Here is a 25,157-nt window from a genome sequence, read left to right as displayed (position 1 = left end):
TAAACAACTTCTATAATAACTTCTCATGTGGTTGATGTGTATACAACCTGTACGCTCCATTACACAGTCGTGGATTATTTCTTCGCTGTTTTGCCCTTATTATCTGATCGCTCGATAAATTCATTCAACTGCTCCACACCCAGTCTCTTTGCAACAATCTTCTTCTTCTCGTCCAGCAGGTACACTACCGGTGTACTATATACGTCGTATAGGCGTCGATAGTTAGACTGTGCATCAGGATCCCATGCATGGATCCATCCTTTCAGATGGTTGTCATGAATGAATTGTTCCCACTGCTCTTTGGTACCTTCCGTCTTGAAACCAATCATGGTTACACCTTTGTTTTTCCAGCTCGCATTATAGGCAGAATCCAGCCTGGGGACTTCTATCTTACAGTGTCCACATGTAGGATCCCAGAATACAAGCACTGTAAATTTACCTTTGGTGGTATACAGCGAAAGAGGTTTCATAGCACTATCCTTTACTTCCAGTGGCGGCGCCTGTTGACCAATCAGATTAGGTGCTATGGAGTATGCACGGGAAATGATCTTATTCAGTTGTTCATCATTCAGCCAGTAAGCATCACCTGCTACATAATACTTTTCTACCAGGTGCACGAACACGGCATCCATTCCCATGTAAGGAGATGACTCATATGTAGAGGTCAGCCACCACACTACAAACTTGAAGTTCTCTTTATCCTTGCGTGTCTTTTCAATCAGTTCATCTGCCGCAACATTGATGGAATCAGGATCCATTGGTACCAATTGGGTAAAGTACCTGTTCATTTTATCTTCCAGTACAGGTGTGCGGGCCAGACGTCCGTCACTGAGGTTGGTATTGTCCCAGTAGTGGCTTCTATAGTAGCGGTAGCCAAAGGTAGAATCGGCATCCGCTGGCTTAGGTGGCACTTCCGGATCTTTCATCATTTTGAAAATGCTGGTCAACAGGCTTTGGGGATGATTGGTCATCACATTGTTCCTGTAGGCCTGCAGCTTTTTGCCCAATTCTGTCTGTACCTGTCTGGCACTGGCTGTGTCTGCTGCCGTATGTTTTGCCAGCAGGGCCTGTGCTTCCTTGTTCAGGGAGGCCACATCTTTGGACAGGAATTTATTGTAATCCACGAAGAGTTCATTCTCCGGAGAGTTCTTATAAATTGTTTTATTGATCAGGTCTGAAGTATCTGCTGAAACGGAGAAGTTTTCCTGTTTGCTGTCCAGCAACATTTCAAAATACCGTGTTTTACCGGGGAACACTACAAGATAAATACCGCCGGGTAAGGCCTCTTTTCCCTGTAGCACGGCTACACCCTGGTCATTCAGCATGGCGGAATCTGCCATATATGTCTTTTTACCCATATACTGGGCCAGGTACATCATACCACCTTTGTACTGTTTTAGCTGTACTGTGATCTTGTAGCCATTCTGGGCCTGTAGCTGCATTGCAGAGCATACAAACGCCAGTATTATCATAAGTTTATGCATAGGACATCGGTTGATGTAAATGTAACCAAGAATTAGGAATTTGAAAAATACGACTCCCTTGCACGCCCACATTACTCTTTGAAAATCCTACCTTTGCACCCGTGAGGAAAAAAAACGTAATTCTGGAAAAAGTTCCCGTGACCGCATATGCAGCAGAAGGGAAAGCACTGGCCCGCATTGACGGCAAAGTGATCTTCATTGAAGGTGGCGTAGTCCCTGGTGACGTTGTAGATGTTCGCCTGGGCAAAAGCAAGAAAGACTGGGCTGAAGGCCGCGCCATCCGCTTTCATAGCTACGCAGCTGACCGCGTGACTCCTTTTTGTGAGCACTTCGGCACCTGTGGCGGCTGTAAGTGGCAAATGCTCCCGTATGACAAGCAGCTCTCCTACAAGCAGCAGCAGGTAACCGACAACCTGACCCGCATCGGAAAACTGGAACTTCCTGAAATGCAGCCCATCCTTGGCTCCAAACACGTTACACATTACCGCAACAAACTGGAATTCACATTCAGCAACAAAGCCTGGATGCCATCTGAAGCGATTGCCGAAGACGGTACCATTCCCAGGATGAATGCCCTCGGATTCCACGTACCCAAGCTCTTCGACAAGGTGCTTGACATCAATACCTGCTACCTCGAAGCAGAACCTGTCAACGCGATCCGCAATACCATCAGGGCTTATGCACTCGAACACGATCTCTCTTTCTACGATATCCGCGCCCAGGTAGGCTGGCTGCGCAACCTGGTGGTGCGCATCTTAACCACAGGCGAAGTCATGGTCAACCTTGTTATCCAACACGAAAACAAGAAAGACCGCGAAGCCCTGCTGGACCACCTGCTGGCGACCGTACCCGGTATTACCACACTGCTGTATACGATCAACCCCAAGTTGAACGACAGCATCTTTGACCTGGAGCCTAAAGTGTACTTCGGAAAAGGATATGCAGAAGAAAAACTGGAAGACTTTACGTTCAAAATTGGCCCTAAGTCCTTTTTCCAGACGAATACTTACCAGGGAGAAGCCCTTTACCAGGTAACAAGAGAATTTGCCGGATTAACAGGAACAGAAATTGTTTATGATTTATATTGTGGAACAGGCAGTATTGGTATTTTTGTATCCAGACAGGCTGGAAAAGTAGTGGGAATTGAACTGATTAAAGAAGCGATAGACGATGCAAAAGAAAATGCAGCCCGCAATGGCGTAAACAATGCAACATTCTTCGCTGGCGACGTAGTAGACATTTGTAACGATGCATTCTTTGCCCAACATGGGCAACCAGATGTGATCATCACTGACCCTCCTCGGGCTGGTATGCACGAAAAACTAGTGAACAAACTACTCGAAATTGCAGCACCCCGTATCGTGTATGTAAGCTGTAACCCGGCTACCCAGGCCAGAGACCTGGCGCTGCTGGATCAGTTGTATGCTGTGAAGAAAATCCAGCCTGTAGACATGTTCCCGCATACACATCATATTGAGAACGTGGTATTGTTAGAAAAAAGGTATTAGTAATAATCAGAATCGGAAATCATAATGAGTGAGTTCAGGCCCCGCAGTTTCGACATATTACCGCTGGTGATTAAAAACCTATTGATCATCAATGGCTTGGTATTTCTTGGACAATATACAATGGGAGAGATTCAGAATCCATCATCGAATCATTTCCTGACGGACCTCTTTGCCCTCCACTATTGGGGCTCGCCCCTGTTCAAGCCTCACCAGGTGCTGACTCACCTTTTTATGCATGGTTCTATCGAGCACCTGTTCTCCAATATGTTCACCCTGTGGATGTTTGGCGCTACACTCGAAAACCTCTGGGGGCCTAAGCGCTTCCTGATGTTCTATCTCATCTGTGGATTGGGTGCAGCCCTCTGCCACATGGGCGTGATCACTTACGAAAATATGCGGCTCACTCATGAGATCAATACTTACCTTGCTGATCCGAATTTTACGAACTTCCATAACCTTACCACACATTACGACCTGGTCAATTCCATTAATCAGGAATTAAGCTTCCCGGATACACCTGCCAAGGTAGAAATGTCTAAATTATTCCTGCGTGAATTCCAGATCGGCTACCGCGATGCAGCTACCCTGGGCGCTTCCGGCGCAGTTTTCGGATTGCTCTTCGCCTTCGGGTACCTGTTCCCCAACAGCCTGGTGTACCTCTACTTCCTCTTCCCGATCAAGGCCAAGTACATCGTTACCTTCATGATCCTGCTGGAACTCGTATCCGGTGTCCGGAATACCGCCGGTGATAATGTGGCGCATTTTGCCCACTTGGGGGGTGTACTGTTCAGCTACCTGCTGCTCCGAAACTGGAACAGGAAGAACCGGCGCCATTTTTACTAAATGGAATCGTACCTTTGGCCCCTAAAGTTTTAGGTCAATGGACGTAGCCGAAAAAGGAGAACCAATGCCAATCCTCTCACTGGGAGAAGGAAAGAATATGGTCACCCAGTTATTACTGGTGAACCTGACAGTATTTATCCTGCTATTTTTTACACAAATAGTTTATAATATCGAAGGTAATTCAACCATCCGGTTCAACCTGGATGTAATGAATAATGTGATATTACCTGCCAGCTTCAGCAGACTGGCTAGTTTACCATGGACATTTATCACCTCCCTCTTTGTAAATGAGAGCGTTTGGCTGATATTTGGAAATATGGTATGGCTCTGGGCTTTTGGTTCTGTGCTACAGCGCAAAGCAGGGCCTGGTATTATCCTTCCGTTATATCTTTTTGGCGGCATGGCAGGCAATCTCCTCTATATGCTGGGCATGCAGTTCATACCTGCCTGGCATCCTACTCAATTCTTTGCCTCTTATTTTGGCTCTTCTGCCTCCGTGATGTCACTGGCCGTAGCAACACTTTTACTGGCGCCTGATGTTCGTTTCTTTCAAAAGCTGAACGGCGGCGGTGGTATCCCAATGTGGGTATTAACTGTATTGTACATCCTCATGGCAGTATCAGAACACCTGTTTTCACATCATGACCTTACTACCCTGCCCGCACTCATCGGCGGAGCAATCACGGGCTTCTTATTTATGAGTGCGTGGAAAAAAGGCAATGACTGGGGAGCCGGCTTCAATAAGCTGGTGTACAAAGCCACACACCTCTTCCATCCGAAAGAAAATTAATAAAGAAACAGGGGCTGACCAAAAAGGGGCCCCCCTCTCGGGTAGGTGATGGAGCCGAAATTGCTTTTCCGCAATTCTGAACACCTTCATTTTACTTTTTAGTCAGCCCCGAGTATTTTGTTATTTTTATAGAAACCCCTGTACATTGTCAAAAGCTTTCATCGCCACGGGTATCGTCGCATTATCCCTGATCCTTTCCAGCTGGCTCCCTTACCTTAACCCAGGTAAATGGTGGCTGAGCGGCTTCGCCGGACTATTCTTTCCCATCGTATTCCTCATTAACGTGGTCTACCTGGTCTATTGGATGATACGAAAGAAACCCTATTGGGGACTTTCGCTGGCCGGCATCCTCCTCTCCTGCAGAGCACTGCTGGTTACCTTTGGTCATCATCCCGCAGGCCATGCAGCAACTCCACAACGTGGCAGCTTCACCCTCATGACTTTCAACAGCAGCAGCATGGGATTGAAAAAATATGCTGAAGACTCCGCTATCAAACAATCTATTTATAGCACCCTTGCATTAGCAACACCAGACATTCTCTGCATGCAGGAATTTTATACCAACAATGGCCCTGATCATACAGATCACCTGAGTGCCATCAAAGAAAAACTACACTACCCTTATCACTACTTCACCTGCGATAAAACACGCTGGAATACCTGGCAATACGGTATCGTATTATTTTCTAAATACCCTATTGTATCAGCCTGTCACATTCCCTGCGGCCACAGCGATGTAGGCAGCGGTAGCAGTATTCTGCAGGCTGATATAAAGATAAATGAACATACTATCCGCATCTTTACTGCACAACTGCAATCCTATATGTTCCGGCATAAAGATTACGCTGCATTACAAGGTGAAACATCACAAGCCAAAGGCCTCGCAGCCAGGATGAAAAATACCTTTGGTAAGCGTTCCACACAGGCAGAACAACTGGCAGCACTAATTAAAGAAAGCCCTTATCCAGCCATCGTTTGCGGCGATTTCAACGATGTACCCGTCTCTTATACTTACAACACGATTTCACCAAACCTGCAGGACGCATTTCTGGAACAGGACTGGGGCATTGGCAGAACGCTCTCTTTTCTCGCACCTACCCTGCGCATTGACTATATACTTACACAATCACCTTTTCATGTGAATGGCTTTAGCTCCTTTCCCCACAAGGGTTTTGAACATTTTCCAATAATGGCAAGCTTATCACTATAACAAAGTTAGATCGTTTCAATTATCTTTATTCGCAAAAGCGATAGGAGTTGAGATTTCTTCGGTTATTTACGAAAGGTTTTTTTCTAACGGTCAATATCATTGTCATGCTATTCTTTCTGGTAGCATGCCTGGCTCCTTTTGTATCTCCCGTTCAGTGGTGGCCCATCAGCTTTTTTACTCTGCTGTTTCCAATACTGTTACTGATTTTAATCCTCTTCTTCATCTGCTGGCTAATCTTCGATTATAAATACTGCCTGCTTTCTCTGCTGGCCATTGTAATCGGCTGGAAGTCCATCTCTGCTTTCATTGCCTTCAACTTTCCTTCAGCAGAAAAACAATTGTCTGCCCCACCAGACGGTCTCAGTGTGATGAGCTACAACGTAGCCCAGTTTGGATTATACAGGGAAAAAGATAGTAAGTATACCAGACAGGCCATGTTTGCCCTGATCAAAAAGCAGCAGCTGGATGTGGTATGCTTCCAGGACTTCTATACATCAGAAAAGAAAAATGACTTCAATAACCGGGAAGATATCTCTCACGAAATGCACCTGCCCTACCGCTATTTTTCCAGCGACTTTAATCGTGCCGGCATGCAACACTGGGGCTCCATTATCTACTCCCGGTACCCGATCATCAAGTCGGACAAGATCAAGATGTCCACAGGGCCACGCAGCGAGAGCCTGATCTATGCAGATATTGTGAGAGATGGCGATACCATCCGCATTATCAATATGCACCTGGCCTCCTATCGTTTCGATCAGCGGGATTACCACAATATCCAGAAGATCAAAAACCAACAGGACAGCGGGCTGGTAGCCACCCGCAACATCGTTGAAAAAATGAAGGACGCCTATGTAGGACGTGCCCGCCAGGCCCGGGTCGTTGCAGATTTTATCAAAACCAGTCCCTACCGCACTATTGTATGCGGAGACTTCAACGATACCCCTGCCTCTTATACCTATTTTACCATCCGTGGCTCCTTACAGGACGCCTTCCTCCAAAAAGGCAGTGGCATAGGCCGCACCTTTGCCGGACTGGCCCCTACCCTGCGGATTGACTATATTTTCTGCGATAAATCATTCACAATCAACTCTTATCGTAAAATAAATTCTGACCTCTCCGATCATTATCCCGTTATTGCCAACTTTTCCCTGACCCATGCAAAATAATTTGGATGACTGGTGCCCGGGACTGTCATTTCCCTGACGAAACAATAACTATCTTTGCAATCCGAATTAAACGATATGTCTGAGCTTAAAGTTTACAACTCGCTGAAGCGACAAAAGGAAGTATTTACCCCATTGTATCCTGGTCATGTTGGTATGTATGTGTGTGGTCCGACCGTATCAGGGGAGTCCCACCTGGGACACGCCCGCCCTTACATCACCTTCGACGTGGTATACAGGTACCTGCAACATCTCGGCTACAAAGTCCGTTATGTGAGGAATATTACCGATGCCGGTCACTTTGAGGAAGAAGGCCGTGAAGCCGAAGATAAGATCAGCAAAAAAGCGCAGCTGGAAAAGCTGGAGCCAATGGAGCTGGTCCAGAAATATACAAACCTGTTCCACTGGGCATTCCGTGAGTTCAACACACTGGAGCCAAGTATCGAACCTACGGCTACCGGTCATATCATCGAACAGATTGAAATGATCAAAACCATCATCGAAAAAGGCTATGCCTACGAGGTGAATGGCTCCGTATATTTTGATGTAAAAAAATATGCTGCTTCCCACGACTACGGTATCCTCAGTGGCCGTGTGCTGGAAGACATGCTGGAAACCACCCGCGAGCTGGAAAACCAGGATGAAAAGCGTAACAAAGTAGACTTTGCCCTATGGAAGAATGCACCTCCCGAGCACCTGATGCGCTGGCCTAGCCCATGGGGAGAAGGTTTCCCAGGCTGGCATATTGAGTGTTCTGCCATGAGCAGCAAGTACCTGGGCACGCAGTTCGACATCCACGGTGGTGGTATGGACCTGCAGTTCCCACACCACGAGTGTGAAATCGCACAAAGCGAAATTGCACACGGTGAGATGATGGCCCGCTACTGGATGCACAACAACATGATCACCATAGATGGTCGTAAAATGGGTAAGGCGTATAATAATACTATCCGCCTCACTGAACTGTTTACCGGCGATAACTATCAGCTGGAAAAACCGTACAGCCCAATGACCGTTCGCTTCTTCATATTGCAAACACACTACCGTAGCACGCTCGACTTTTCCAACGAAGCACTGCAGGCTGCCGAAAAAGGCTTACAACGCCTGTGGAGTGCCTATGAAGTACTGCAGAAACTCGAGTACGCCAACACCGGTGGTGAACTGAACGAAGAGCTGGATAAGCAGGTACGTACCTGGTGCGAAGAATGCCAGGACTTCATGAATGATGATATCAACACCGCCAAAGTACTGGCCAACCTGTTCGAGATAACACCTGTGATCAACTCCCTGAAGGGAGGACAGATCAAAATGCATGAAATCAGTGAAGATACTTTCCAGCTAATCAAAAAGACCTGGAAAACCTGGCTGATAGACATTCTCGCACTTGAGCCGGAAAACCTGGCTTCTGACAATAATACACTGGATGGCGTGATGCAACTGATTATTGAGATGCGTAAAGAAGCAAAGACCCGTAAAGACTATGCTACTTCAGACAGGATCCGTAACCAGCTGCTGGCAGCCGGCATTCAGTTAAAAGATGAAAAGGATGGTAGCGTTAGCTATACTATCCAGTAAGACGATCATAAAATGTTCTTGTTTCATATGCGTAAATTGATTGGCATTTTAACAGGAGTAGCTATTTGTGCTGCTGCCTGTCATTCGGGTACTAAACCAGCCGATACTACTGAGACGACCACTACAAAACAGTCCAATGTGAATGTTCCTGTTTTCAATGCAGATAGTGCATACGCCTATACTGCCAAACAGGTCACCTTTGGTCCGCGCATTCCCGCCACACCTGCACAGACAGCCTGTGCGGACTGGATCATCTCTCAGTTCAAACCACTGGCCGATACGCTGTACATTCAGCGGACCAACGTGACTATCCCCGGTGGTAAATCTGTTCCCTGTATCAATGTGATAGCGACCTTCAATCCCGATGCTGCACAGCGTATCCTGTTGCTCACACACTGGGATACCAGACCTCATGCTGACCAGGATGCGTTTGATAAAACCAAACAGTTTGATGGTGCAGACGATGGTGCAAGTGGTGTAGGTGTGCTACTGGAAGTAGCGCGTCAATTGCATGCACAACATCCAGCTGCGGGTATCGATATTCTGCTGGAAGATGTGGAAGACAGTGGTGTAAGTGAAGATGAAAACAGCTATTGCCTGGGTACACAGTATTGGGCCAGAACCCCACATGTAAAAGGTTATAAAGCTAACTACGGTATCCTGCTGGATATGGTGGGTGGCCGAGGTTCTCAGTTCTATATGGAAGGTGGGTCACAGCAATACGCTTATGGCCCGATGAAGGCATTCTGGGATGTGGCGAACGGACTTGGATATTCTGATTACTTCCGCTATGAGAACACTGGCGCTACTATCACAGATGACCATGTGTACATCAATACCATCGCCATGATCCCTACATTTGATGTCATTGCTATGCAGGCAAGCGGTAACTTCGCTCCACACTGGCATACGACCAATGATAACATGCAGGTGATTGACAAGAGAACCTTGCAGGTAGTAGGACAAACACTCCTGGAAGTGATCTACAAACGACCATTTGAATTCTAATCTGATTCAGCTCTTTTATATAAACGCTTCTACCTCATGGTGGAAGCGTTTTTTATTTACGCTATGACACAAATATTTAAGCTATGACACAAAAAAATCCCCGCCTTGAAAAAGGCAGGGACATTACGTTAATACTAACTAACCCAATGCTTATTTCTAAGCTTTAATATATCTAAAACTAAAACAACTCTTAATTAAGCCTGTGCGGCCTGCTCAGCTAACTTCGCCTTGATCTTTCCCTCAATTTCAACAGCTACTTCAGGATTATCTGCCAGCAATTGCTTCACGGCATCGCGGCCCTGGCCCAGCTTGTTGGATTCATAACTGAACCAGCTGCCGCTTTTCTGGATAATGCCATATTCAACACCCATATCGATAAGCTCTCCTACTTTGGAAATACCCATTCCGAAGATAATATCGAACTCAGCCTGGCGGAAGGGAGGTGCAACTTTGTTTTTAACCACTTTTACTTTCACGCGGTTACCTACAGCCTCATCTCCATCTTTAATCTGGGTCATACGGCGAATATCCAGACGTACGGAGGCATAGAACTTGAGCGCATTACCACCCGTTGTGGTTTCCGGGTTTCCAAACATCACCCCGATCTTTTCACGCAGCTGGTTAATAAATATGCAGCAGCAATTAGTTTTTGAAATGGTAGCAGTCAGTTTACGCAGCGCCTGAGACATCAAACGTGCCTGTAAACCCATCTTGCTTTCACCCATCTCACCTTCCAGTTCACCCTTTGGTACCAGGGCTGCTACGGAGTCAATCACCACCACATCTACCGCTCCGGAGAGGATCAGACGGTCAGCAATTTCCAATGCCTGCTCACCATGGTCTGGCTGAGAGATCAGCAGTGAATCGACATCCACACCCAGACGCTGGGCATAAGAACTGTCAAATGCGTGTTCCGCATCGATAATTGCACAGATACCTCCCTTTTTCTGGGCTTCTGCAATCGTATGTATAGCTACTGTCGTTTTACCAGATGATTCAGGACCGTAAATTTCTATGATCCTTCCTTTGGGGAGACCACCAATACCTAACGCAATGTCAAGTCCCAGCGAACCAGTAGAGATAACCTCCATAGGAACAACTCCCTTCTCTCCCATCATCATCACGGATCCCTTTCCAAAATCCTTCTCGATCTTGTCCATCGTAAGGCGCAGGGCCTTCAGTTTATCTGTATTTGCTGTAGACATATTAGTAAGATTTTTTACAAATTAATGGTGTGCTAAATTATTATATAATTTTCTATTTTCCTAAAATTTTTAGCATTTTACGAGCTTTGCTAAATTAGCTAGCAAAATAAAATGAGGGGGTTAACTCACAACAGACGCAGATGTCAATTATCAAATAACACTACAAAGATGAGATGCCCTCGCGCACTGAATTTGCGCAGCCAGAAAATAACTGAAAAAAAAGGGTAAAATTTCTCTTATCCGACTATGACATATGCGATCAGTTGTGCCAGTATACCCACCAGGAAACCAGCGTAAATCTCCACTGGTTCATGGGCATTCAATATAAGGCGTGCAGTTGCAACAATAGCTGAAAGGAACAAGGCTAGTATCAATACGCCGCTTACATTCAACTGCAGACTGAACATCACGATCAGGATAAACCCGATCACGCCGCCCCAGCCTACTGTATGCATGCTCACTTTCATTCTCGTATTGAGCACCATGGCCAGGCTAACCGCAAGAAACACCCCTAAAAAGAAGACATTGAAGAAAGGTGGTGCTACACCCTGCTTTTTAAAGGCATAAAATGCCCAGAAGTAGTAAATCGTGCAGGCAATATATGGTATGATACGATCCTTTTGGGTACGCAGGTGCAAACTATCTATAAAGTTCAGCGCCCTGGAAAGCCCTACCGTCAGTGCAGGAAAAAAGATACTGATCGCGATGACCCTGAAGTACAGGGTATCGTAAGCAAACCGGAAACTGATCTGTTTGAAGGTCACAAAGTACTCAGGCAGTGCATGCACCACCAGCCAGGTCACCAGCAGCGGTATAAAAAGAGGATGCAGCAGATAAGAAATGAACATTGAGATCCCGCGAAGCACGGGACTAAAATCCGACGCTTGTTCAGGCCGGTTATCTGTTGCGTGTATAGTTGCTTGTTCCATTTAAATCATGTGTACATTTCGGGCTGTACAGCGGCCCTATTATAATTCCTTCCTCAGCCTTGCTACCGGAATATTCAGCTGCTCACGGTACTTTGCTACTGTACGGCGGGCAATATTATATCCCTTGTCCTGCAACATCTTCGTCAGGTTTTCGTCGCTCAGTGGTTTCCGCTTGTTCTCTCCTTCTATCAGGTCAGACAGTATCTTCTTTACCTCACGGGTAGATACCTCTTCCCCACTATCTGTCGATAATGATTCGCTAAAGAAAAATTTCAGTTTGAAGGTACCAAACTCCGTCTGCACATACTTACTGTTGGCCACACGGCTCACTGTAGAAATATCCAGCTGGGTGATGTCCGCAATATCTTTCAGGATCATTGGGCGCATGGTAGTTTCATCCCCTGTCAGGAAAAACTCTCTCTGGTATCCCATGATAGATTCCATGGTAGACAACAGCGTATGTTGCCTTTGCTTGATAGCGTCTATGAACCACTTGGCGGCATCAATCTTCTGCTTGATAAAAAGTACAGCCTCTTTCTGACGCTTGTCCTTTTTATCACCACGATCATACTCTTTCAGCATGTCACGGTAGCCTTCTGAAATACGCAGATCAGGCGCATTCTTTGAATTCAGCGTCAGCTCCAGTTTACCATTGTTGTTCAGGATAAAGAAGTCTGGCACTACATAGCTTTCTGCCTTGTTCAGCGTAGCATAGTTACCACCCGGCTTTGGTGTAAGACGGATGATCTGGCCAATGGCTTCTTTCAGACCTTCGTCACTCATATTAAGACCCTTCTGGATCTTCTCGTAGTGTTTCTTGGTAAACTCGTCAAAGTAGTTTTCCAGGATCATGTAGGCGCCTGCTACTCCATCATCGTCCTGTGGCTTACGTTTCAACTGCAGCAACAGGCACTCTTTCAGATCGGTGGCACAGATACCGGGCGGATCGAAATCCTGTATCTTTTTGATCAGATCCCTGATCTCTTCCTCATCTGTACTTACGTTCTGTGAAAAGGAAAGGTCGTCCACAATGGCACTCACTTCCCTGCGCAGGTATCCATCGTCGTCAATACTTCCAATGATCTGCTCAGCAATGGCGTTTTTTCTTTCATCCAGCTCCAGCATGCCCAATTGTTCAAGCAGGTGCTCGTGGAAAGACGTCTCTACCCGCACCGGAATGGTTTTGTTCTCATCCTGATCGGGGTAGTTATCATCGCGCAGTTTATAGTCTGCTATATCATCATCGCCTTCGCTTACATACTCGGAGATGTCAATATTATCATACTCATTCTCACTTCCATCTGGTTCAAACTCGTCGTCACCCTCTCCTTCTTCATTACCTGAAAACTCATCCTGCGGATCTTTAAATTCCTCCTCATGTGCCTCTTCCCCATATTCAAGGGCAGGGTTCTCCTCTAGCTCCTCCTTGATCCTTTCTTCAAGTACGGCAGTAGGGACCTGCAACAGTTTCATGAGCTGAATCTGCTGAGGCGACAATTTCTGTAATAGCTTCTGCTGTTGTGTCTGCTTTAACATAGTCTGATCCTATCCAAGGGCAAAAATAATAACAATAGTGTTTACTAATCTGGTCTATAGTCACTCACCCTCCAAAGTCCAGCGAAAGCTGTTCATCCGGCAGTAACCGGAAAGACTTTCTGTGAAAGGGAGTATCTCCATGTACTCTGATGGCATTCCGGTGCTGAATTGTAGGATAACCTTTGTTTTCAAGCCAGCCGAAATGTGGAAACTGTTCGTGCAGCTTCATCATATATTCATCCCTGTAAGTCTTGGCCAATATAGATGCTGCGGCTATTGAAGCATAAATACCATCTCCTTTGATAATGCAGGCATGTGGGACATTTCCATAGGGTTTGAAACGGTTGCCATCTACCAGGATGTACCCGGGTTGTTGCTGCAACTTTTCCAGTGCTAAGTGCATGGCCCTGAATGAAGCCTGTAATATGTTGATTTTGTCAATCTCCTCATTATCTACACTTGCTACCGCATAGAAGAGTGCCTTTTCCTCTATTACCCCGCGCAGATATTCCCTGTCGGCAACTTTCAGCTGTTTGGAATCGTTGAGCAGTTTGTGGCGGAATTTCACTGGCAGTATGACTGCCGCCGCAAAAACCGGCCCTGCCAGACACCCTCTGCCAGCTTCGTCACAGCCGGCTTCAAATGCTATTTCTTTCTGATGGTATGAACGTAACAAGGCGTTTCTTTTGATTGTTGCCCGGTAAAGTTAGGGATTTTAGCCATGTTCCGGTACCCGGCAAACATCTAAATTCTTACTGGAATAATTCTTTGAAATCCTGTTTGAAGTTCGTCCATTCCCTGTCGGAACGCTTTAAGGCAGTATCGATATCGGTACGGGTACTGTCCCAACCGGCAGCAGTGCCATTTTTCAGTTCATCCAGTTTCCCATTGATCTGGTCTCTCAGCACACCCAGTTTACGGCGGGCCTCCTTACTTCTGGCGGATCCGTCACTCTTTAGCTGGTCCATTTTTTTATCAATATCATTCTTTCGCTCTTCCAGGTCTCCTCTCAGCTTCTGCCGCTCTTCATCCAGGTAATCCCCAGCAGCGCCGGCAGCGGACTTAACATCTTGTCCAATTTTTTCCACACCTGCTTTCAGCGTGTCCTTCTTTTCCTCCTGCTTTGGCGTCTCGTTACAGGCGAAGAATGCAACAGCAGCCAATAGATACAATAGCTTCTTCATAAGTAGGCTTTTAATATAGTTTGTGTGCATGATTGCTATAATCATCTCCCCTTTAACAAATGCCATTCCATAATTATGCCTGGCCGACAATCAGCCCCCTCCCATCATAATATCAGCGGCCAATACCTAAAAATTAGCTAGGTTTGGCCCTGTTTTCAAAAAAATACGATATCAATGAAGAAAAAAGTTCTGCTGCTTTTGCTGTTATTGGCAGTTAAATTCGCCAAAGCAGACGAAGGTATGTGGCTTCCTTACTTATTAGGGCAGCAAGTGTACAATGATATGGTCCAGAAAGGACTGAAACTTACCAAAGAACAGTTATACAGCATCAATAAGGCATCGGTAAAAGATGCAATTATCATCTTCGGCGGCGGCTGTACCGGCGAAATCGTGAGCAATCAGGGACTCATTTTCACCAACCACCACTGCGGATACGATGCAATTGCTACAGCCAGCACTGTGGAACATAACTACCTGAAAAATGGATTCTACGCCCAGACCAAAACACAGGAAATCCCTGCTAACGGCCTGACCGTACAATTCCTGGTACGTGTTGATGATGTGACTAAGAAAATGGAAGACGCCCTCCAGGGACTCACTGGCCAGGACAGAATGAAGAAACAGCAGACCGCCATCGGCGAAATCGTGACCGAAGCTACCAACGGTACCGGCTACGAAGCTAAAGTACTCCCCCTCTTCAAAGGCAATCAATTCCTCCTCTTCGTATACGAACGCTATAAAGATATCCGCCTCGTAGGCGCCCCTCCTGAAAGCATCGGGAAATTTGGTGGCGACACTGACAACTGGGAATGGCCACGCCATACAGGCGACTTCTCCGTATTCCGTGTATATGCAAACAAAGATGGTAAACCAGCCGATTACGCTGCTGACAACGTACCATTGAAACCAAAACACTTCCTGCCTGTATCCATTAAGGGTATCAAGGAGAACGATTATGCCATGATCTTTGGTTACCCTGGTGGTACCAACAGGTATGAAAGCTCCGAAGGCGTGAAACTGAAAATCGACGTAGAAAATCCTTCCATCGTAAACCTTCGCGCAGTACGCCTGAAATACATGTTTGACCAGATGAAAAAAGATCCGGCTATCAAACTGAAACTGGCATCTTATTATGCCGGCGTGGCCAACTACTGGAAGTTTTACGACGGTGAAACCAAACAACTACTCAAATATAAAGTAGAGGAACAAAAACAAACACAGGAAAGCGCTTTTGTAAAATGGGCACAGGGCAAACCTGAGTTTGAGCAAATCTTTGCCGATTATGCACAGACTTACAAGGAATGGACTCCATATGCAAAACACCGCATCTACATCAATGAAGGTATTATGGGTTCTCCTTTGGCCGGTTTTGCCGCCAGCCTGCAGGCCCTGGAAAAAGCAATGGTACAATCAGGCACCAGCGCCGATGTACTTAACAAAAGTATTCAGGCGGCTGACAAAGCACGCACTGCTTTCCTGGAAGATGAAGATAAAACCAGCGATCAGAAAATACTGGCAGCCACCTGCCGCATGTTCTATACCGACGTTCCTGCGGCGCAACATCCTATCGGGTTCTTCGATGCTATAAAAGCGAAATTCGGTAGCCTGGACGAAGACAATACCTACCGTCTCTGGGCGGCAGCATTGATGTCCAGCAGCATGATCATGAACGACACCCGCTGGAAAGCTTTCATAGAGCACCCGGATGCAGTGACCCTTCAACAGGACCCGGCATTTGCATATTCCAGTGCGTTCATCAAGAATTGGAGCAGCAAGTACCTGCCACTGTACAACCAGTTTGTTACCAAAATTAATGACCTCGGCAGGGCTTACCTGAAAGGCCTGATGCAGATGGAACCAAACAAGAAATGGTATCCTGATGCAAACTTCTCAATGCGTCTTACTTACGGACAGGTAAAACCATATACACCACGCGATGCAGTATCTTACGATTATGTTTGTACCATGAAGGGGGTGCTGGAAAAATACAACCCAGGAGATTATGAGTTTGACCTGCCGGCTAATTACGTAGACCTGTACAACAAGAAAGATTTCGGTCAATATAAAGATGCACGCAAGAATGATATCGTGACCTGTTTCATTACTACCAATGACATCACCGGCGGTAACTCCGGTTCTCCTGTGCTGAATGGCAATGGTGAACTGATCGGGTTAGCATTTGATGGTAACTATGAAGCACTGAGCCACAAGATTCAGTTTGATCCTGTTTACAACCGTACGATCTGTGTTGATATCCGCTATGTACTCTGGTGTATAGACAAACTGGGCGGCGCACCGAATATAGTAAGTGAGCTGAAGCTCGTAAAGCAATAAAATATCTTACGATATAAAAAAGCATCTGTCAGACCAGGCAGATGCTTTTTTTGTAGGTTCAATTGCCTTCGGCAGACCTGAATTCAATAAATTTGCGCTGTGTATGCACAATATTCTCCCCCCGCCCTTTTAGCGCCTTATGTAGACGCATACTGGATCGTCACTACTTACGGTCCGGCCGTATCCCGCATACTTCCCGATCTCTGTGCTGATTTCATTTTTAACCTGGATGATGGTAGTGTCAAGGCTGTCGGCACCATGACCACTTATCACGATGCCCATATATTATCAGCGGCGCGACTGTTAGGTATTCGCTTCAAACCAGCCGGTATGGCTGCTTTTGCAGGCCTTCCCATGCAGTTACTAACAGATCAGCATATTCAGGGCGATGACCTGTCGCTTCCTTTAGTCCGTCAATTGCAGGAAGCTGTAATGCAAGGCCACAATCGGTTACAGGCCATCTCCCATTGTCTGTTAAAAGCATTGCCTGATCAACCCACACGTATGCAGGCAGCCATCAGTGCTATACAATCCAGTCATGGCAATATCTCTCCTGTTACACTCGCAGCGCAGGTCAATATGAGCCCCCGCAATTTTGAACGTACTTTCCTGCAACAGGTTGGTACATCCGCCAAAACCTTTTCACGCATCGTGCGTTGTTTAAGTGCAATAAACGCGTTGAAAAACCAATCTTCACCTAATTTACTGTCACTTGCACTCAATTACGGGTATCACGATCATGCCCACTTAACAAGGGAGTTCAGGCATATTACCGGTGAAGCCCCCAGCGAATATTTGTCGTTTTTATACAAATAGCGGCAGGTCTTCAGCGATTACCTTTATATTCTAATATTCACATACATGCGACAAAAACTAACACTGGTAACCCTGGGTGTAAGAGACCTGCAAAAATCTATTTCTTTTTTTGAAGACGGACTTGGCTGGAAGCGCTCCTCCGCCAGCCAGGATGGTGTCGCCTTTTTCCAGTTAAATGGAATGGTCTTATCGCTCTTTGGCCGAAAAGAACTGGCTGCTGATGCCAATGTACCCGAAGAAGGTAGTGGATTTCCTGCATTTTCACTGGCACTCAATGCAAAAGACAGAGCGGAGGTTGATAGCGTACTCGAACAGGCTGCCAATGCCGGAGCAGAGATCGTAAAGCCAGCTGAAGAAGTATTCTGGGGTGGATATAGCGGTTATTTCAGGGACCAGGACGGGTTCCTTTTTGAAGTAGCACATAATCCTTTCTGGGAGCTGGATGAAAAAGACAATATTATCCTGCCCTAAAAGCTTTTAAACGTCAGAATGACCTTGCCACTGTCTTTCAGTTGCAAGGTCGCTCCGTTTATATCATATGCATATGTGTGGTTGTTCAGTAAGCGGAGCAACTGGCTTTCCCTTTCATTCGCTTTGGTATCCACACAAGCCATACGGGTACTGATGACTTCCTCAAACGTCAATGCCTTGCCCGTAGCGGAATAATTACCCGACATCTTATTGCAACCTGCATTACCACTAAAACGGTGTGCAGTGGTATCAAACTGTATATAGACCGGCGATGAATCCGGTTTTTCATTTTGCATTTGTACAAGGCCCCAACGGTGGCCACCCAGATCCGGTATCTTTTTGAGTGAGGTACAAGCCATGAGAACGACCAGCCCCAGGGTAATTTTGCTTATCATAACTTTGAATTTTCTAATAGAAAATCAAAAATCAAACCATCGATTTTATCACCCTGAATGTATGATTCCCTCCTGTTTCCAGTCAATCTGGTCCATCAATAACCGGAAATAATTATCCGCTACCTCACTGGCAAAAAAGTGAGGATAATACAGCAATTCCCCATCCTGCAAGGGAATCACATGTCCGGATGGCTCATCAAAAAATGGTAGCTGCATAAAAAAAGCCGTCCCACCTAATGGCGGGACGGCACTAATATACTTGGAACTAATATTAAAATTAAGCTACGCCATCAGCTTTCATGGTTTTCTGGAAACGCTTTCTTTCTTCCTCATCCAGGATGGTCTTACGCATACGGATGTGGTTAGGCGTTACCTCGATACACTCATCCTGCTGGATGTATTCCATACATTCTTCCAGAGTCATCAGCGTCTTAGGAGCAATGTTGGTTGCACCATCAGTACCACTTGCACGCATGTTGGTCAGTTTCTTTCCTTCATTAGGATTCACTACCAGGTCACCAGGCTTGTTGTTTTCACCAATGATCATACCTCTGTACACATCTTCTCCTGGATCTACGAAGAAGAAACCTCTGTCCTGCAGTTTATCAAGAGAATAACCAGTGGTAGAACCCGCTTCTTTAGCAATCAGAACACCGTTGCTACGTCCAGGGATTGGACCTTTCCATGGTTTATAATCAATGAAACGGTGTGCCATTACAGCTTCACCAGCAGTAGCAGTCAGCATTTGCGTACGCAGACCGATCAGACCACGGGAAGGAATTTCGAATTCCAGGTGCTGCATGTCACCTTTAGTTTCCATGACCAGCATTTCACCCTTACGACGGGTAACCAGGTCAATCACCTTGCTGGCGAAGTCCTGAGGTACGTCTACAACCAGGTTTTCATATGGCTCACATTTCTTACCATCCACTTGTTTCAGGATTACCTGAGGCTGACCTACGGTCAACTCAAATCCTTCACGACGCATGGTTTCGATCAGTACGCCTAAGTGCAGGATACCACGGCCATAAACCAGGAAGCTATCAGCACTGTCAGTATCTACTACGCGTAATGCGAGGTTCTTTTCAGTTTCTTTAACCAGACGGTCACGGAGGTGACGGGAAGTTACGAACTTACCATCTTTACCGAAGAATGGAGAGTTGTTGATGCTGAACAACATGTTCATAGTCGGCTCATCCACGCTGATAACTGGCAATGCTTCCGGATTTTCGAAATCAGCGATCGTATCACCAATACCGAATTCTTCCAGACCGACTACCGCACAGATATCACCTGCCGCTACTTCGGTTACTTTCTTTTTACCCAGTGCTTCGAAGATATACAGTTCACGAACACGGGACTTCTTGATAGTACCATCTGTCTGAACCAGGGAAATTGGCTGGTTTTCTTTGATGGAACCACGCGCTACTCTTCCTACAGCGATACGGCCCAGGAAGGTAGAGTAATCCAGAGAGGTGATCTGCAACTGCAAAGTACCCTCAGCGATGTTAGGTTCTGGCACATAGGTCAGGATACCATCCATCAGTGGCGTGATATCTTCGCTAGGAGTGATTGAATCGTTGAACCAGCCATTCTTACCTGAACCATAATAGGTTGGGAAGTTCAGCTGCTCTTCCGTTGCATCCAGGTTGAAGAACAACTCAAATACAGAGTCATGTACTTCATCAGGACGGCAGTTCGCCTTGTCTACCTTGTTAATAACAACGATAGGCTTCAGGTTAAGCTGCAGCGCTTTTTGCAGCACGAAGCGTGTCTGTGGCATTGGGCCTTCAAAGGCATCCACCAACAGGATCACACCATCAGCCATTCTCAGTACTCTCTCAACCTCACCACCAAAGTCGGCGTGGCCTGGAGTATCGATCACGTTGATCTTCACCCCTTTGTACTCAACGGAAACGTTTTTACTTAAGATGGTGATACCACGCTCCCTTTCCAGGTCGTTGTTATCCATGATCAATTCACCTGTTTCCTGGTTAGCCCTGAAAACGTTGGTTGAATGGAGGATCTTATCAACCAGGGTCGTTTTACCGTGGTCTACGTGCGCAATAATTGCTATGTTACGGATATTCATAAATCAAATTAGTTGACTTCGGCTAGCTGGTTTCCAGCCAAAAGAAGGCGCAAAGTTATAACAAATTGTGGAAAATGTGGGGAAATCCCTTTAAATAATTGTGATCTTTGACCGCACCCGCACCGGCATTACTTTTGCGCCGAACCTATTATTATTATTCATATTAATAGACGAAACCATGCTCATCAGATCAATTTTAACTGCCTTTCTATTTGGCGCCTTTCAGGCGCCCGCCCTGGCACAGGAAATACCCGCCATGGACGCGGAACTCACCACTTTTCAGTACCCCTATCCGGTACATACTATTCAACTACAAATTCAGGGCCAGCTGGTACACATGGCCTATATGGACCTACAACCCGCCAAACCCAATGGCAAGACCATAATACTCCTGCACGGCAAGAACTTCCTGGCAGCATACTGGGATAATACTGCTGCCAAACTGGGCGAAAATGGCTATCGGGTCATTATGCCTGACCAGGTTGGGTTTGGTAAATCGTCAAAACCAGCACACCTGCAATACAGCTTCCAGCTGCTGGCACAGAACACCAAAGCCCTGCTGGATAGCCTACACCTCTCCAAAGTTACCGTACTCGGCCACTCCATGGGCGGTATGCTGGCGACCCGCTTTACTTTAATGTACCCTGATGTGGTGGAAAGACTGATCCTCGAAGACCCCATCGGGCTGGAAGACTGGAAAATAAAGGTACCCTACCAGTCCATAGATAAATGGTATCAGGGAGAACTGGCCCAGGACTATGAAAAAATCAAAAAATATCAGCTGGATGGCTACTACGGCGGTCAGTGGAAACCGGCCTATGATAAATGGGCGATCGTACTGGCTGGCTGGACCAAAGGTCCCGATGCTAAACGCGTAGCGTGGAACAATGCCCTCACCTACGACATGATATTTACCCAACCGGTATATTATGAGTTTGAAAATATCAAGGTACCTACCCTGCTCATCATTGGTTTGAAAGACCGTACCGCGCTTGGCAAAGCCAATGCCTCTGAAGAAGTGAGAAAAACATTGGGCAACTACCCGGTATTAGGTCCGCAGATCAGTAAAAGAATTCCGAACTGTAAACTGGTCACGATCCCGGATGTAGGCCACCTGCCTCACATCCAGGCTTTCCCACAGTTTATTCAACCGGTGCTGGCTTTTTTATCAGGTTCATGATACTATCAAATGAAGCCTGATTGGTAGGATTATCCAATGCCCCGGCAATATCAATTTTTTCACGGGAGGTAAGGTGGAAGCTCAGGGCTGCCGCCTTATCTTCTTTTTGGGGTACATATTGCAGTATAATCCTGTGAAACCCTACAGGGAAATAACCTTCCAGGTAACTCAGTTTATCATCCTGCCCAAAGTCCTGCATCGAGCTCCAATGCTGCTGCATGGTGAATAATGGATCAAACATCAGGTCCGTCAATACCTTCGTTTTCCGGATCGGACGAATATCGTTCTTACGCGTATCTCTGATCTGAACAAATATAACCCCACTGGTATTTTCATTGATCCACTCCCTGAATGTATACAGGTAACGCATCGATACATCCTGCCCGAAATTATCCCTGATACCGGCATCCATTACATCTACAATTGGGTCGCTGGGTAGAAATACATTGGGTAGTACATAAGGGAAAGTAGCACACATCCTGATAGCGCTCGTCACTCTTAACTGCATGGGATTCTGCTTTACAAAATACTGCGCAAAGTCTACCCCATCCACATCCTGCCAGGCTTGTTTTCCTTTTGGGTATGCGGGTGCACAGAGGTAACTCACCGGTTGTGGTGAGATGATCAATCTTCTGCCATCTGCATTGATGGTAGAGTTCCAGATCAGCATCGGAATTTTCCCTTCCAGTTCCGGCTGTTTATATTCCCCGATTGTTTTGGAAAGCACATAATCAGTATTCACATTCAGCTGCATTTCAAATGCATATCCCCTATCCTTTGCATAGCGGTTATCGCCGATCTTAAAACTGCGCCACGGAGTAATAAAATCATTCACGGACATGGCCGTGAATATAGAGTTGAGCAGATCGCGACTGGTGCGTTCAGTAAAGCTGCTGTCGTATAGATTCAGACTTCTGCCATTCTCTCTTTCCAGGTATAATTCCCTGAAGTAAGTCGCACCGATCATGCCGCCCGAAGCGCCTGTCATCAATACAGTCTGGTTCATGAGCTGCCCACCCATGATAGAATCCAGTCGTTGCAATACATTCATACTCCAGGTAGCAGCGCGCAATCCGCCACCGCTGAAGTTTAGTACGATCAGCTTGGGACGCTGGTTCGCGGGGAACTGTGCACGCCACGCTTTTAGTATTTGTAAGGTTTGTTTTTTGTCATCTGCCATGCGCTGATCAGAAAAGAATTTCTGCAACGCAACGGTACTATATTCAGGTCGCTGATCATGTTGCTTGTAGTTCAATCCGTATGCTTTATTGCGGTTATCCAGCAGGTCATGTTCTACCATCCAGTTCATGCCAACCATCAGTACCAGTGCCAATGGAATTGCCCAACTCTGTAACAGGTACGCATATGCACCTGCGATGCCGATGAGGAATGCAAAAAAGATCATCACACTCGCACCCGCGGGTATCCGGAAGAATGGATACTCCATCATGTACGCCAGCATTACCAGAAAGAAGAGGGCGCAGACCACAGTGATCATCGCGGCATAGTGATGCTGCTTAAGAATGCTGTCGAGGTAATGCTTATTATAGTGATCTACATTCCTGGCACGACGAATTCGCCAGGGGGAATTAAAGTAGTTGGTAACGGGGAGTGCGTTTTCGTCTTTTTCCTGGGTGGGTTTCAGTACCAGTTTAAGGAAGTTGCGGGGTGTTCCGAATTTCTTTTCCAGCCTGCGGCCAATGTTTTTGTCGGCGTTGAAGAAGTAGAAGAAAGAGAAAAAGATGACGAACAAATATCCACAAATGAAGCCTTCTGTCAACAGCATGATATCGGCTACGCTGCTGAGTTGTTGATAACGCTGGTACTCCCACGAGCGTATCAGCAGATTGATGATAAATGCAACGGGAACGACGAAATTGTTGAGACAATATTTAAAGAATGGCTGAGCAGTAGTAGCCAGAAATTTAAAACGGCCTGTGTGCAGAATGAAAGTAGTGATGTTCCAGCTCATTGTAAACAAACCGGTTGCCAGCCCCAGTATCGTGGTGCTATAGAAGTTCACCTGTCCCAGATATTCAGGTGCGAGATAAAGTGCATCGCCGCCAAAAACCTTTGCGAAGCCACCATTGATGGTACTGAACAAGATTGCCCAGAATATGAGCAGTACCTGGTACTTCCGGAAGTGGAGCAACAATAGTTGGATCGGGAAAGAATAGAAAAATTTGACCGGCAGATATTTCACTTTCATCCGTAACGCAATTACAACTAAACTTACGAAAAATTGTAATATGGTTACAAATTAGGTGCCGATAGAAAATAAAACACTCGCTTCTGCCTTCTGCAAAAACGAGTGTCATATGGGAAACAGGCCTGTGGCCGGCTAATCTTAAAAATTATTTTTTTCCGTAACTCAGAAAATACGTCCACACCAATACCAATAGCAACAACATGCCTACACACTGATGTAATATCGCCTGCAAAATAGGAATGTGGATCTGGCTACCCAGCAATGTGAGCACCCCCAGTAATACCTGTACCAATACCAGCAGCAGTGGCAGATAACGAATTCTTTGCAGCAGACTATGATCTGGTGTTTCAGATGCAGCCTTCCACCACCAGATCACCACCAGGATCGTAATCAGGTAAGCCAGGTTTCTATGTACAAAATGAATAGTCTGCGTATTGTGGGTCAGATCTTCTAAAAAATTTCCCTGTGTAAACATAGTACCCGGTACCCACACCCCATTGATATCCGGCCAGGTGCTCGCAGCCAGCGCCGCATGCAATCCCGCCATCAATGCACCAAAGAACAGCTGTACAGTCAATAAACCCAGCAACCATGCATTCAGTTTTTTCAATCCGGGTGCTACCAGTATTTCCTTCACCGGCGTACTCAACCTGAGGGCAAACCACAACACATATACCAGTAGAGACAATGCTGCCAGAAAGTGAATGGCCAATCGTATATGGTTTACATATAGGTTCTCTTCATTCAGTCCACTCTTCACCATGATCCAGCCAATAGCCCCCTGTAATCCTCCTAATAAAAACAGGATCACCATAGGGCGTATCATAGAACGATCTATCTTTTTCTTTATTAAAAAGTAGACAAACCCTACAGCGAACACTAATCCCATCAGGCGGGCCCAGTCACGATGCAACCACTCCCAGAAATAAATTCCTTTGAAATCTGATAATGTAAAATGATTATTGACATACTTCGCCTGCCCGATTTCTTTATAATGATCAAAGGCTTTTTGCCAGGCCGCTTCATTCATAGGAGGAAATGCGCCCAATATGGGTTGCCATTCGGTAATAGACAGGCCGGAACCTGTGAGACGGGTCAACCCGCCCAGTAATACCTGAATAATAAGCATACCCACCCCTATATATAACCAGATCGCTACCGGCCTTTGCTGTTGTGTTGTCAGTCTTTCCATAAATCAAAAATCGATGGCAAAGTTAGTACT

The 25,157-nt window shown here is 46.1% G+C and carries 22 protein-coding genes; 11 read left to right on the top strand and 11 right to left on the bottom strand.

Annotated elements, in window-relative coordinates; genetic code table 11:
- Positions 1–74: 74 nt before the first annotated feature.
- Positions 75–1,484, bottom strand: coding sequence for a TlpA family protein disulfide reductase (locus BW716_RS19825; RefSeq protein WP_179091197.1), 1,410 nt, complete (start codon positions 1,482–1,484; stop codon positions 75–77).
- Positions 1,485–1,585: 101 nt separating this feature from the next.
- Between BW716_RS19825 and rlmD the strand changes: the two genes are divergently transcribed.
- From rlmD to BW716_RS19790, 7 genes are all read left to right on the top strand, one after another.
- Entirely contained in the window at positions 1,586–2,992 is a 1,407-nt protein-coding gene (gene rlmD / locus BW716_RS19820; protein WP_083725177.1) for a 23S rRNA (uracil(1939)-C(5))-methyltransferase RlmD, read from the top strand.
- Between the two features lie 24 nt (positions 2,993–3,016).
- Positions 3,017–3,835, top strand: a complete 819-nt coding sequence (locus BW716_RS19815) for a rhomboid family intramembrane serine protease (protein WP_083725175.1) — start codon at positions 3,017–3,019, stop codon at positions 3,833–3,835.
- Between the two features lie 37 nt (positions 3,836–3,872).
- Positions 3,873–4,625: a rhomboid family intramembrane serine protease gene (locus BW716_RS19810; protein WP_083725173.1), complete on the top strand. Its 753-nt coding sequence runs from the start codon at positions 3,873–3,875 to the stop codon at positions 4,623–4,625.
- 145 nt (positions 4,626–4,770) lie between these two features.
- On the top strand, positions 4,771–5,835 hold the full coding sequence (locus BW716_RS19805; protein ID WP_083725171.1) for an endonuclease/exonuclease/phosphatase family protein: 1,065 nt from the start codon (positions 4,771–4,773) through the stop codon (positions 5,833–5,835).
- A 104-nt stretch (positions 5,836–5,939) separates the two neighbouring features.
- Positions 5,940–7,004 (top strand): endonuclease/exonuclease/phosphatase family protein, encoded by a 1,065-nt coding sequence (locus BW716_RS19800; RefSeq protein WP_083725170.1) that lies wholly within the window; start codon positions 5,940–5,942, stop codon positions 7,002–7,004.
- 75 nt (positions 7,005–7,079) lie between these two features.
- On the top strand, positions 7,080–8,576 hold the full coding sequence (gene cysS / locus BW716_RS19795; protein WP_083725168.1) for a cysteine--tRNA ligase: 1,497 nt from the start codon (positions 7,080–7,082) through the stop codon (positions 8,574–8,576).
- Positions 8,577–8,603: 27 nt separating this feature from the next.
- Entirely contained in the window at positions 8,604–9,584 is a 981-nt protein-coding gene (locus tag BW716_RS19790) for a M28 family peptidase (protein ID WP_179091196.1), read from the top strand.
- Between the two features lie 194 nt (positions 9,585–9,778).
- Here BW716_RS19790 and recA read toward each other — a convergent pair whose 3' ends face one another.
- The 5 genes from recA to BW716_RS19765 all read right to left on the bottom strand — a co-directional run bounded on the left by recA (position 9,779) and on the right by BW716_RS19765 (position 14,438).
- Positions 9,779–10,789 (bottom strand): recombinase RecA, encoded by a 1,011-nt coding sequence (gene recA / locus BW716_RS19785; RefSeq protein WP_083725164.1) that lies wholly within the window; start codon positions 10,787–10,789, stop codon positions 9,779–9,781.
- A 236-nt stretch (positions 10,790–11,025) separates the two neighbouring features.
- Positions 11,026–11,718, bottom strand: a complete 693-nt coding sequence (locus tag BW716_RS19780; protein ID WP_143708923.1) for a hypothetical protein — start codon at positions 11,716–11,718, stop codon at positions 11,026–11,028.
- A gap of 39 nt (positions 11,719–11,757) precedes the next feature.
- On the bottom strand, positions 11,758–13,254 hold the full coding sequence (gene rpoN, locus BW716_RS19775; RefSeq protein WP_083725160.1) for an RNA polymerase factor sigma-54: 1,497 nt from the start codon (positions 13,252–13,254) through the stop codon (positions 11,758–11,760).
- A 64-nt stretch (positions 13,255–13,318) separates the two neighbouring features.
- The gene (locus BW716_RS19770) at positions 13,319–13,930 is read right to left on the bottom strand and encodes a ribonuclease HII (protein WP_083725158.1); all 612 of its coding nucleotides are present in this window, start codon (positions 13,928–13,930) and stop codon (positions 13,319–13,321) included.
- Between the two features lie 76 nt (positions 13,931–14,006).
- Positions 14,007–14,438, bottom strand: coding sequence for a hypothetical protein (locus tag BW716_RS19765; RefSeq protein ID WP_143708922.1), 432 nt, complete (start codon positions 14,436–14,438; stop codon positions 14,007–14,009).
- 174 nt (positions 14,439–14,612) lie between these two features.
- On the opposite strand from BW716_RS19765, the gene BW716_RS19760 reads away from it, so the two are divergent.
- The 3 genes from BW716_RS19760 to BW716_RS19750 all read left to right on the top strand — a co-directional run bounded on the left by BW716_RS19760 (position 14,613) and on the right by BW716_RS19750 (position 18,059).
- The gene (locus tag BW716_RS19760) at positions 14,613–16,772 is read left to right on the top strand and encodes a S46 family peptidase (RefSeq protein WP_083725154.1); all 2,160 of its coding nucleotides are present in this window, start codon (positions 14,613–14,615) and stop codon (positions 16,770–16,772) included.
- 99 nt (positions 16,773–16,871) lie between these two features.
- Positions 16,872–17,588 (top strand): helix-turn-helix domain-containing protein, encoded by a 717-nt coding sequence (locus tag BW716_RS19755; protein ID WP_083725152.1) that lies wholly within the window; start codon positions 16,872–16,874, stop codon positions 17,586–17,588.
- 45 nt (positions 17,589–17,633) lie between these two features.
- A complete protein-coding gene (locus BW716_RS19750; RefSeq protein ID WP_083725150.1) occupies positions 17,634–18,059 on the top strand; it encodes a VOC family protein in 426 nt (141 codons plus the stop codon).
- Here the strand turns inward: BW716_RS19750 and BW716_RS19745 are convergent.
- The 3 genes from BW716_RS19745 to typA form a co-directional block, all read right to left on the bottom strand.
- Positions 18,056–18,454 (bottom strand): META domain-containing protein, encoded by a 399-nt coding sequence (locus BW716_RS19745; RefSeq protein WP_083725148.1) that lies wholly within the window; start codon positions 18,452–18,454, stop codon positions 18,056–18,058. The two genes, BW716_RS19750 and BW716_RS19745, sit on opposite strands and share 4 nt — an antisense overlap.
- Before the next feature lie 48 nt (positions 18,455–18,502).
- Positions 18,503–18,670 (bottom strand): hypothetical protein, encoded by a 168-nt coding sequence (locus BW716_RS36835; RefSeq protein ID WP_179091195.1) that lies wholly within the window; start codon positions 18,668–18,670, stop codon positions 18,503–18,505.
- Between the two features lie 61 nt (positions 18,671–18,731).
- On the bottom strand, positions 18,732–20,546 hold the full coding sequence (typA, locus tag BW716_RS19740) for a translational GTPase TypA (protein ID WP_083725146.1): 1,815 nt from the start codon (positions 20,544–20,546) through the stop codon (positions 18,732–18,734).
- 100 nt (positions 20,547–20,646) lie between these two features.
- Between typA and BW716_RS19735 the strand changes: the two genes are divergently transcribed.
- Positions 20,647–21,726, top strand: coding sequence for an alpha/beta fold hydrolase (locus BW716_RS19735; RefSeq protein ID WP_235643906.1), 1,080 nt, complete (start codon positions 20,647–20,649; stop codon positions 21,724–21,726).
- Here BW716_RS19735 and BW716_RS19730 read toward each other — a convergent pair.
- Both BW716_RS19730 and BW716_RS19725 read right to left on the bottom strand, forming a co-directional pair.
- Positions 21,689–23,935 carry a patatin-like phospholipase family protein gene (locus BW716_RS19730; protein ID WP_083725144.1) on the bottom strand — a complete coding sequence of 749 codons (2,247 nt, stop codon included), beginning with the start codon at positions 23,933–23,935 and terminating at the stop codon, positions 21,689–21,691. The two genes, BW716_RS19735 and BW716_RS19730, sit on opposite strands and share 38 nt — an antisense overlap.
- A 145-nt stretch (positions 23,936–24,080) precedes the next feature.
- Positions 24,081–25,127 (bottom strand): COX15/CtaA family protein, encoded by a 1,047-nt coding sequence (locus BW716_RS19725; RefSeq protein ID WP_083725142.1) that lies wholly within the window; start codon positions 25,125–25,127, stop codon positions 24,081–24,083.
- Positions 25,128–25,157 lie beyond the last annotated feature (30 nt).

The sequence above is a fragment of the [Flexibacter] sp. ATCC 35208 genome (assembly GCF_001975825.1).
GTDB lineage: Bacteria > Bacteroidota > Bacteroidia > Chitinophagales > Chitinophagaceae > Chitinophaga.
This window is presented reverse-complemented; position numbering and strand designations above follow the sequence as displayed.

Coding starts and splice junctions, on each gene's coding strand:
- BW716_RS19790 (WP_179091196.1), top strand. CDS start 8,604: ATGCGTAAATTGATTGGCATTTTAACAGGAGTAGCTATTTGTGCTGCT.
- BW716_RS19780 (WP_143708923.1), bottom strand. CDS start 11,718: ATGGAACAAGCAACTATACACGCAACAGATAACCGGCCTGAACAAGCG.
- BW716_RS19760 (WP_083725154.1), top strand. CDS start 14,613: ATGAAGAAAAAAGTTCTGCTGCTTTTGCTGTTATTGGCAGTTAAATTC.
- BW716_RS19745 (WP_083725148.1), bottom strand. CDS start 18,454: ATGATAAGCAAAATTACCCTGGGGCTGGTCGTTCTCATGGCTTGTACC.
- BW716_RS36835 (WP_179091195.1), bottom strand. CDS start 18,670: ATGCAGCTACCATTTTTTGATGAGCCATCCGGACATGTGATTCCCTTG.
- BW716_RS19810 (WP_083725173.1), top strand. CDS start 3,873: ATGGACGTAGCCGAAAAAGGAGAACCAATGCCAATCCTCTCACTGGGA.
- BW716_RS19730 (WP_083725144.1), bottom strand. CDS start 23,935: ATGAAAGTGAAATATCTGCCGGTCAAATTTTTCTATTCTTTCCCGATC.
- BW716_RS19825 (WP_179091197.1), bottom strand. CDS start 1,484: ATGCATAAACTTATGATAATACTGGCGTTTGTATGCTCTGCAATGCAG.
- BW716_RS19800 (WP_083725170.1), top strand. CDS start 5,940: ATGCTATTCTTTCTGGTAGCATGCCTGGCTCCTTTTGTATCTCCCGTT.
- BW716_RS19815 (WP_083725175.1), top strand. CDS start 3,017: ATGAGTGAGTTCAGGCCCCGCAGTTTCGACATATTACCGCTGGTGATT.
- typA (WP_083725146.1), bottom strand. CDS start 20,546: ATGAATATCCGTAACATAGCAATTATTGCGCACGTAGACCACGGTAAA.
- BW716_RS19750 (WP_083725150.1), top strand. CDS start 17,634: ATGCGACAAAAACTAACACTGGTAACCCTGGGTGTAAGAGACCTGCAA.
- cysS (WP_083725168.1), top strand. CDS start 7,080: ATGTCTGAGCTTAAAGTTTACAACTCGCTGAAGCGACAAAAGGAAGTA.
- BW716_RS19725 (WP_083725142.1), bottom strand. CDS start 25,127: ATGGAAAGACTGACAACACAACAGCAAAGGCCGGTAGCGATCTGGTTA.
- BW716_RS19765 (WP_143708922.1), bottom strand. CDS start 14,438: ATGAAGAAGCTATTGTATCTATTGGCTGCTGTTGCATTCTTCGCCTGT.
- recA (WP_083725164.1), bottom strand. CDS start 10,789: ATGTCTACAGCAAATACAGATAAACTGAAGGCCCTGCGCCTTACGATG.
- rpoN (WP_083725160.1), bottom strand. CDS start 13,254: ATGTTAAAGCAGACACAACAGCAGAAGCTATTACAGAAATTGTCGCCT.